The following is an 8,267-nucleotide window of genomic DNA, read 5'->3' on the forward strand; positions in this document are numbered from 1 at the left end:
CGTGCCCGGGCGGCCGGCCACGCCGCTCACCGCACCGGCACGAACCGCACGGACGTCCCCGGGACCGCCTGCGCCGCCGCGCCCAGATCGGCCTCCCGGACCACCCCGACGACCGGGTAGCCGCCGGTGGTCGGATGATCCGCGAGGAAGACCACCGGGCGCCCGTCCGGCGGGACCTGGACCGCGCCGAGGACCATGCCCTCGCTCGCCAGCTCACCCGGCACGGCCCGTTCCAGGGCCGGCCCTTCGAGCCGCAGTCCGATCCGATTGCTCGCCGGGGACACCCGGTACGCGCGCGTGGCGAGGGCGCGGAGGGCGGCGGCCGTGAACCAGTCGTCGCGGGGCCCGAGCCGGACGCGCAGGACGAGTTCGTCCGGGGGGCCCGGCCAGGGCGGAGCGTCGACCGGCCCGCGTACGGCCGTCTCCGCGCCCAGCGGCAGGACCGCCCCCTCCGTCAGCGGCTCGGGGCCGAGCCCGGACAGCAGGTCGGTGGAGCGGCTGCCGAGGACCGGCTCGACGCCGATCCCGCCGCCGAGCGCCACGTACGAGCGCAGTCCGCGTACGGCGGCGCCGATGTCCACGACGGCACCGGCCGCCACCCGGACGCCGGTTCCCCAGGCCGCCGGGCGCCCGTCCACCCGCACCGGGCACGGCGCGCCGCCGACCGTGATGGTCACCGCGCTCCGGGGCCGCAGCGCGCAGCCGTCGACGGTGGTCTCCAGGACCGCCGCCGACTCCGCGTTGCCGACGAGCCGGTTGACGAGCCGTACGGCGGCCGGGTCGAGCGCGCCGGAACGCGGCACGCCGAGGTGCGCGTACCCGGTGCGCCCCAGGTCCTGCACGGTCGTCAGGGCCCCGGCCCGGACCACGGCGACGGCTCGGTCGCTCATCGCCCGCCCTCCGCCGCCACGCGCGCGGTGACCCCGGTGGTGCCGTCGGCGGACGCGACGTCCACCGCCCTGAACCGGACCCGGGTGCCGGGCGCGAGGAGCGCGGCCGGCTCCCGGGAGGCGTCCCAGAGCACGGCGTCCGTGGTGCCGATCAGCTGCCAGCCGCCGGGGGAGGAGCGCGGGTACACGCCGGTGTAGGGCCCCGCGAGGGCGACCGAGCCGGCCGGGACGGCGGTACGGGGCGTGGCCCGCCGCGGCACCTCGTACCGCTCGTCGAGCCCCGTCAGATAGCCGAAGCCCGGCGCGAACCCGCAGAAGGCGACCCGGAACCCGGCCGCCGTGTGGATCCGCACCGCCTCGTCGGCGGACACCCCCCACAGGGCGGCGACCTCCGCGAGGTCGGGCCCGTCGTAGCGGACCGGCACCTCCACCGTCCCGCCCGCACGCGCGTGGAGCGGCCCCACCTCCCAGCCGGGCAGCTCGGCCGCCAGCCGGTCGGGGTCCGCCACCCCGTCGAGCAGGACGGTCCGCGCGGCGGGCACGATCTCGCGTACGGCGGGCAGCGCACCGGCCGCACGCCGGCGCAGCAGCTCGGCGTGGAACGCCTCCGTCCGCTCGCCGGTGCCCAGCTCCACCAGGAGCGCCCGCTCGCCCACCCGCAGGACCCGAGGGCCCGCGGCGGTCACGCGAAGGCCTCCACCCGTACGCCGGACCGCTCAAGGCGTTCCCGGACCCGCCGGGCGAGGTCGACCGCGCCGGGGGTGTCGCCGTGCAGGCACAGTGACCGGGCCCGGACGGCGACGGAGGTGCCGCAGTGCGCCGTCACGACCCCGAACCGGGCCATGGACACCGACCGCTCCACCACCTCGGCCGGGTCGGCGACGACGGCCCCCTCCTGCCCGCGTGGCAGCAGGGACCCGTCCGCCAGGTAGGCCCGGTCGCCGAAGGCCTCGGTCACGACCGGCAGCCCGGCCTCCGCCGCGGCCTCGTGCAGCCGCGACCCCGGCAGGCCGAGGACGGGCAGCGTCCGGTCCGCCAGCAGTACGCCCTCGACGACCGCCGCCGCCTGCGGCGCGTCGCGGACCACCCGGTTGTAGAGGGCGCCGTGCGGCTTCACGTACGCGACGCGCGACCCCGCGGCCCGCGCGAACACCTCGAGGGCGCCGATCTGGTACGCCACTTCGGCGGCCAGCTCCGCGGCCGGGACGTCCATCGGCCGCCGCCCGAAGCCGGCCAGGTCCCGGTAGGACACCTGGGCCCCGATCCTTACCCCCCGCTCGGCCGCGAGCTCGCACACCCGCCGCATGGTGGCCGCGTCCCCGGCATGGAAGCCGCAGGCCACGTTGGCGCTGGTGACGACGGACAGGAGCTGTTCGTCGTCGGTCAGCGTCCAGCGGCCGAAGCCCTCGCCGAGGTCGGCGTTCAGGTCGATCGAGGACGAGTCCATGTCCCGTGTCCCTTTCCCGTGCCGGCGGAGGTCCGGTAGCGGTCAAAATAAAGGATCGTTCAACAATCCAACAAGAGGCATGTTGTCGCCTCCCCGCATCTGGGGTTGACTCGGCCGCGGACACGAGGAAGGGAAGGGACGCCGTGGACGCGAACGCGACCCTCGAGGCCGGGGGACTGGCGGACGACCGCGCGCTGCTCGGGCGCACCAGCACGGCGGAGCGGGTCGCGGACATCCTGCGGACGCGGATCGCGGAGGGCTACTTCCCGCCCGGCACGCGGCTCTCCGAGGACGGCATCGGCGGCGCCCTCGGCGTGTCCCGCAACACACTCCGGGAGGCCTTCCGGCTCCTCACCCACGAGCGGCTGCTCGTCCACGAACTCAACCGGGGCGTCTTCGTCCGGATCCTCGCCGTCGGTGACGTGGACGACATCTACCGCATCCGAGGACTCGTCGAGTGCGCCGTCGTACGGGGCCTCGGGCAGCCTCCGTACTCCCTCGACGGCCTCGTCGGCGCCGTCTCCGCGGGCGAGGCCGCGGCCGACGCCGACGACTGGAACGGCGTCTCCACGGCCAACATCCACTTCCACCGGGAGCTCGTCGCCCTCGCGGGCAGCGCCCGTACCGACGAGCTGATGCGCAGCGTCCTCGCCGAGCTCCGCCTCGCCTTCCACGTGGTCGACGACCCGCGCGCCCTGCACGAGCCGTACCTCGTGCGGAACCGGGAGATCCTGGACGCCCTGCGGGCCGGCGAGCGGATCACCGCCGAACGGCTCCTGGCCCGCTACCTCGACGAGTCCCGCACCCGTGTCACCGCCGCGTACGCCCGCGCCGTCGACGCCCCGACCGCCCCGGCCGACTGACCTCCGGGCACTCCGGAAGCCCGCGATCAGGCCCGTGCCGCCCCGCCGGCAGGCCTTCCGGGGCCCCGCCGTCCGCCCTCCGGGAGCCCGGTCGCATCTGCGCCGTTTCGACCGTTGTCAGTTCGAGGACCTAATCTGTCCACCGTGACTTCGCCTGCCTCGACGGACCTCGCTCCGCCCCAGCTCAGCGCGGGGCCGCGGCCCGCGCAGGGTCCGGCCGCCGACGAAGGGCTCGCGCGCCGCCTCCGCGCGCTCGCGTGCACCGCCCCGCTGCACGACCTCGACGCGCGCAAGGCCAACCTGGCCGGCGAGTACACGGTCTACGCGATGGCCGAGGTGGCCCTCGCCGCGATCGACCTCATCACGCTGAACATGGACTTCGACACCGGCGCCGACCACGAGCAGATCGTCGCCCGCCTGCTGCCCCGCGTCGCCGCCCAGGCCCCCACCCGCCCCGCCGCCGAACACGAGCGGGTGGCCCGCTGGGTCCTGGAGAACCTCATCAACGTCGGCAGCGTCGACCGCGGCTTCCGCGCGGTCTACGGCACCTTCGGGACCGACGGGGTCTACGTGCGCAGGGACTACGACTTCAAGCTCATCGAAGAGGTCCCGGGATACGGCGGCGGCGTCTACCTCCGCACCACCGACGAAGCGGTCAACGTCCTCGTCGGCGCCCTCGACACCGACGTCACCAGCGCCCAGATCGCCGCCGAGGTGAAGCTGGAGGTCCTCATCAACCGGGGCCGCCTCGCCGACGCCCAGCTCGCCGCCGAGCAGGCGCGCTACCGGACCGTGCAGTACGCCGAGGTCCTCCGCAAGACCCTGGAGGCCACCCGGCGCAACGTCCGCGCGGTGGACTGGCTCAACACCGTCCCCGACATGATCGCCGAGGCGCTCGACCACGTGGCCGACCGCTACCGCCACGAGAACGCGATCCTCACCAACATCCGCCGCGCCCGCGACGAGGCCGAGGCCACCTCCGACGCCAAGACGGCCGAGCACAAGCGGCGCGCCGCCGAGCTCGTCGACATAGTGAAGGACTGCATCCGGCGCCACACCCAGCTCCAGTCGCGGCTCCTGGAGGCCGGCCCCCTCTTCCGCGCCGAGCAGGACCGGCAGGCCTTCGCCGCCCCGGCCATGTACACCGGACTCGACCTGTACGGGCAGCTCGTCGCCCCCGTGCTGCCGCTCCCCGTCGAGCAGGCCACCCGGGTCACCGACGCCTTCTTCGCCCGCGGCACCGGACTGCGCACCCCCGCCTCCGTCCGCCTCGGCGATCTCGTCGACCTGCTGCTCACCCCGCCCGTGGAGCGCGAGCACCTCGGCGCGGAGATGCCCGAGCCCGACCTGATCGCCACGCCCGACGACTCCCGCTTCAGCGAGGAGCAGCTCGCGAGCGCCCAGCGCCTGCTCGACCTGGAGCACGACGCCCCGCGCCGCCTCTCCGGACTGCTCGCCGACGCCCGCCGCCTCGACCCCGACCTGCCCTACCTGGTCGCCCTCCTCGCCGTCCACGCGGCCAGCCCCCCGGTCGGCACCGCCTACCGGCAGGGCGAGGAGCGGCTCCTCTTCGCCGTCGACGACGGCACCCCCCTCGACGACCCCGAGTTCGGCGGTGCCGACCTCATCGTCGGTACGGCGCTGCTCGACGCGGCGGGCATGGCCGCCGACCGCACGGAGGCTTCGTGACCCTCGTCCCGCAGGCCCCCGTGCCCGCCCCCGACACCACCCTCCCCGCCGTACCCGCGCAGGCACCCGCCCCCGAACCGACGGCCACGACCGAGCAGGCACACCAGCCGGCCCCCGCCGACACGACGGGACGCGACGCCGAACCGGCACGCGGACCGGAACCGGCACCCGCCGTCGTTCCGGCACCGGCCGTCGTTCCGGCACCGGCCGTCGTACCGGCACCCGTTCAGGAGCCGGCCGCCGACCTCGTACAGGAGCCGGCTGCCGACCCCGTACGGGAGCCGGAACCGGACCAGGTGCCCGACCAGGCGCCGGACCAGGACCCCGAACCCGAACCCCGCCAGGAGACCGTCCGAACCCGTGCGGCCGAGCCGTCCGACGGTCCGCGTCTGCGGGCCGTGCTCGTGCACCCGCCGACCGGCGGGCGCGGCGACGCCGAGCCCACGCCCCCGCGGGCATCCGGCGCGGGGGACGAGCCCGCCGCGGAGGGCGGCACCCGGCCGCGGTTCGGCACCGTGGCGATGCCGGCACGCGCTCCGCAGGCGCGGCGCGGGGGCATGCCGTCCGTACGGGCCGTGCGGCTGACCGACGAGCCGCCCGCACCGGTCGACCGCCCGGCCTCCACGGCCACCGCGGCCGTCACCCCCGTCCCGCTGCCCGTGCCGCGACCCGGCACCGGAGCCGTACCGACCGAGAGCCGTACCGAGGAGCCCCAGCCGTGAGCGAAACCCACGCCGAGTACGCCGACGCGTGGAGCGAGCAGGAGCCCCCGCAGCCCCCGGCCCCCTCCACCAGCGCCGTCAGCGCGTCCGCCGTCACCCCCGCGGACGCCGCCGACGCGGCCCGGCTCGTCTCCTTCGGGCTCCAGCCGAAGCTGCTCCCGGCCCGTGACGCCGAGTACACCGAGCTGCTCCGCCGCTACCGCGAGGACCCCGCCTTCGCGCGCCTCGCCGACGCCGTCGCCACCGGCCTCGGCCTCATCGTCCTCGAGGTCTCCCCGCGCGCGGGGATGGCCGTGACCGCCGGCGAGGACTCCGTCTTCGCCGTCCGCATGGGCGACTACGCGCGCCGCGCCTCCACGGACTCCGCCGACCGGTTCCTGCACGGCCTGGCCCACCTCGCCGTCGCCGCGATGGCGTTCCCCCGCCCGGAGGACCTCGCCGACGACGCGTACATCGGCCGCCTCACCGTCAACGGCGTCGACGCCTTCGTGCGCCAGGCCTGCCTGCGCCTGGAGCAGCGCGCCGAGGAGCAGGGCGAGAACACCGACCCGGCGTCCGACGCCCCCGGCCTGGAGGCGGCCTGGCGGATCTACGCCCGGCGCAGCGCCACCGGCGCCACCAAGGACGCCCGCAGACTCGCCGGATCCACCACCGGCATCGTCGGCAAGGCGGCCGCGTTCCTCACCGACTCCGGCTTCCTCCAGCGCACCGGCGACGAGGGCGGCGGCTCGTACCGGACCACCGCCCGCTACCAGCTCCAGGTCCGCGACATGGCCGGCTCGGCCGCCATGGCCGAACTCCTGGAACTCGGCGTCGTCCCCGTCAGCGACGGTTCCGCGACGCTCCTCCCGCCGCCCGAGGGCGACGACCTGGAACTCGCCGCCGACGCGGGCCTGCCGTTCCATGCGTGACCGCCCCGCGTGACCTCCCCGCGCAACCGACCTTCCTGAGCACGACGAGCACGAGAGTCCCTCGCCATGTACGAGCTGTCCCGGGTCCGCCTCTACTCCATCGGCCCCGCCGGTGCGCGCTACGCCGACACCGTCCTGGACCTGCGCGGGGTCGGCGCACCCGTACCCCACCCCGCCCCCACCCAGGCGGAGTTCTTCGAGGACGAGCCGGTCGGCCCGCCGCGCCGCCCGGCCCCCGCGGGCGTGCTCTTCCTGGAGAACGGCGGCGGCAAGTCCGTCCTCCTCAAGCTGATCTTCTCGGTCATGCTCCCGGGCCACCGCAACACCCTGGGCGGCGCCAGCTCCGGCGTGCTCCGCAAGTTCCTCCTCGCCGACGACTGCGGGCACGTCGCCCTGGAGTGGCAGCACACCCTCACGGGCGAACTCGTCGTCGTCGGCAAGGCCAGCGAGTGGCGCGGACGCCAGGTCTCCAACGACCCGCGGAAGTTCGCCGAGGCCTGGTACTCGTTCCGTCCCGGCCCCGGACTCAGCCTGGACAACCTCCCGGTCGCCGAGGCGACCTCGGTCCGACCGCCCGTCGAGGGCGCCTCCGGCGCGACCGGACGCCGCCGCACCATGAAGGGCTTCCGCGACGCCCTCACCGAGGCCGGCAAGGCGTACCCGCACCTGGAGGTGGTCTGGGAGGAGATCCACGACCGCTGGAACGAGCACCTCGGCGACCTCGGCCTCGACCCGGAACTCTTCCGCTACCAGCGCGAGATGAACGCCGACGAGGGTGAGGCCGCCGGTCTCTTCGCGGTCAAGAAGGACTCCGACTTCACCGACCTGCTGCTGCGCGCCGTCACCGACACCCGCGACACCGACGGTCTCGCCGACCTGGTCGGCGGCTTCGGCAACAAGCTGGGCCGCCGCGCCGAACTGACCGCCGAGCGCGACTTCACGGCCGGCTCGGTGGACCTCCTCGGCCGGATCGTCGACGCCGCCGGAACCCGGTCCCACGCGCGCGACGTCCACGCGGGCGCCGACCGGCGCACCCGTACCCTCGCCCGCAGGCTCTCCGCCCGCGCCGCCGAGGAGCGCGGCCGCGGGGCCGAGCTGGCCCAGCAGGTCACCTCCGCCGCGCACGCCGTCGACGCGGCCGAGACCGCCCGCGGCCGCAGCTCCCTCATCGCCGCCGAACTCGCCTACCGGCACGCCTCCCTGGCCCTGACCGCAGGCGAGAAGGGCGCGGCCTCCCAGCGCCGCGAACTCACCGAAGCCCGCACCCTGCACTCCGCCTGGCAGGCCGCCGAGGCGGTCCTCCGCCACCGCGCCGCCGGCGACCGCTCCGCGCGCGTGGCCGCCGCCATCCGCGAGGCCGAGCGGGACGCCGCCCCCGCCCTCGCGGCCCGGGCCAAGGCCGCCGCCGATCTCGTACGGGCCCTGGCCACCGCCGCCGAGGAGGGCGAGCGCCGCGCGGCCGAGGAGGAGGAGCGCTCCACCGCGCTCCAGGAGGTCGGCGAGACCGCCCACCGCGACGCCACCGCCGCCGCCACCGAGGCCCAGCGGGCCCGCAGCGAGGCCGGCCACCTCCGCCAGCGGCTCGCCGAGGTCGAGCAGGAGACCGCCGAGGCCGTACGGGCCGGCTGGCTCGACGACTCCGCGCCCGACGCCGACCCGGCCCGCGCCGCCCTCGCCGCGAGCGACGCGGAGAAGACCACGGTCGCCGCCTGGGACGCGGCCCGCGAGGCCGCCCGCACGGCGGC

Annotated in this window: 7 protein-coding genes and 1 pseudogene; 5 read left to right on the forward strand and 3 right to left on the reverse strand. The window is 76.2% G+C overall.

Translation table 11 applies throughout. The annotated features are described in order from the left end of the window. Nucleotides 1-26: 26 nt before the first annotated feature. From MRBLMG1_RS37195 to MRBLMG1_RS37205, 3 genes are read right to left on the reverse strand one after another with little or no spacing between them, the layout of a single operon-like run. Nucleotides 27-890 (reverse strand): biotin-dependent carboxyltransferase family protein, encoded by an 864-nt coding sequence (locus MRBLMG1_RS37195; RefSeq protein ID WP_367828569.1) that lies wholly within the window; start codon nucleotides 888-890, stop codon nucleotides 27-29. Beyond that, nucleotides 887-1,576: a 5-oxoprolinase subunit B family protein gene (locus tag MRBLMG1_RS37200; protein ID WP_367828570.1), complete on the reverse strand. Its 690-nt coding sequence runs from the start codon at nucleotides 1,574-1,576 to the stop codon at nucleotides 887-889. Before MRBLMG1_RS37200 ends, MRBLMG1_RS37195 begins: the two co-directional genes overlap by 4 nt. Further along, on the reverse strand, nucleotides 1,573-2,337 hold the full coding sequence (locus tag MRBLMG1_RS37205) for a LamB/YcsF family protein (protein WP_367828571.1): 765 nt from the start codon (nucleotides 2,335-2,337) through the stop codon (nucleotides 1,573-1,575). Before MRBLMG1_RS37205 ends, MRBLMG1_RS37200 begins: the two co-directional genes overlap by 4 nt. Nucleotides 2,338-2,480: 143 nt before the next feature. On the opposite strand from MRBLMG1_RS37205, the gene MRBLMG1_RS37210 reads away from it, so the two are divergent. The 5 genes and pseudogenes from MRBLMG1_RS37210 to MRBLMG1_RS37230 all read left to right on the forward strand — a co-directional run. Then, nucleotides 2,481-3,200 carry a GntR family transcriptional regulator gene (locus MRBLMG1_RS37210; protein WP_367828572.1) on the forward strand — a complete coding sequence of 240 codons (720 nt, stop codon included), beginning with the start codon at nucleotides 2,481-2,483 and terminating at the stop codon, nucleotides 3,198-3,200. 144 nt (nucleotides 3,201-3,344) lie between these two features. Further along, entirely contained in the window at nucleotides 3,345-4,889 is a 1,545-nt protein-coding gene (locus MRBLMG1_RS37215; protein ID WP_367828573.1) for a hypothetical protein, read from the forward strand. Further along, nucleotides 4,886-5,611, forward strand: a complete 726-nt coding sequence (locus MRBLMG1_RS37220) for a hypothetical protein (protein ID WP_367828574.1) — start codon at nucleotides 4,886-4,888, stop codon at nucleotides 5,609-5,611. The genes MRBLMG1_RS37215 and MRBLMG1_RS37220 overlap by 4 nt, the downstream gene beginning before the upstream one ends. Beyond that, complete coding sequence (locus MRBLMG1_RS37225) at nucleotides 5,608-6,522, forward strand: hypothetical protein (RefSeq protein WP_367828575.1); 915 nt, start codon at nucleotides 5,608-5,610, stop codon at nucleotides 6,520-6,522. Before MRBLMG1_RS37220 ends, MRBLMG1_RS37225 begins: the two co-directional genes overlap by 4 nt. Before the next feature lie 66 nt (nucleotides 6,523-6,588). After that, nucleotides 6,589-8,267: pseudogene (locus tag MRBLMG1_RS37230) on the forward strand (hypothetical protein); the annotation flags it as partial.

The organism is Streptomyces sp. LMG1-1-1.1 (genome assembly GCF_040815545.1).
Taxonomy (GTDB): Bacteria; Actinomycetota; Actinomycetes; order Streptomycetales; family Streptomycetaceae; genus Streptomyces.

Coding starts and splice junctions, on each gene's coding strand:
- MRBLMG1_RS37195 (WP_367828569.1), bottom strand. CDS start 890: ATGAGCGACCGAGCCGTCGCCGTGGTCCGGGCCGGGGCCCTGACGACC.
- MRBLMG1_RS37205 (WP_367828571.1), bottom strand. CDS start 2,337: ATGGACTCGTCCTCGATCGACCTGAACGCCGACCTCGGCGAGGGCTTC.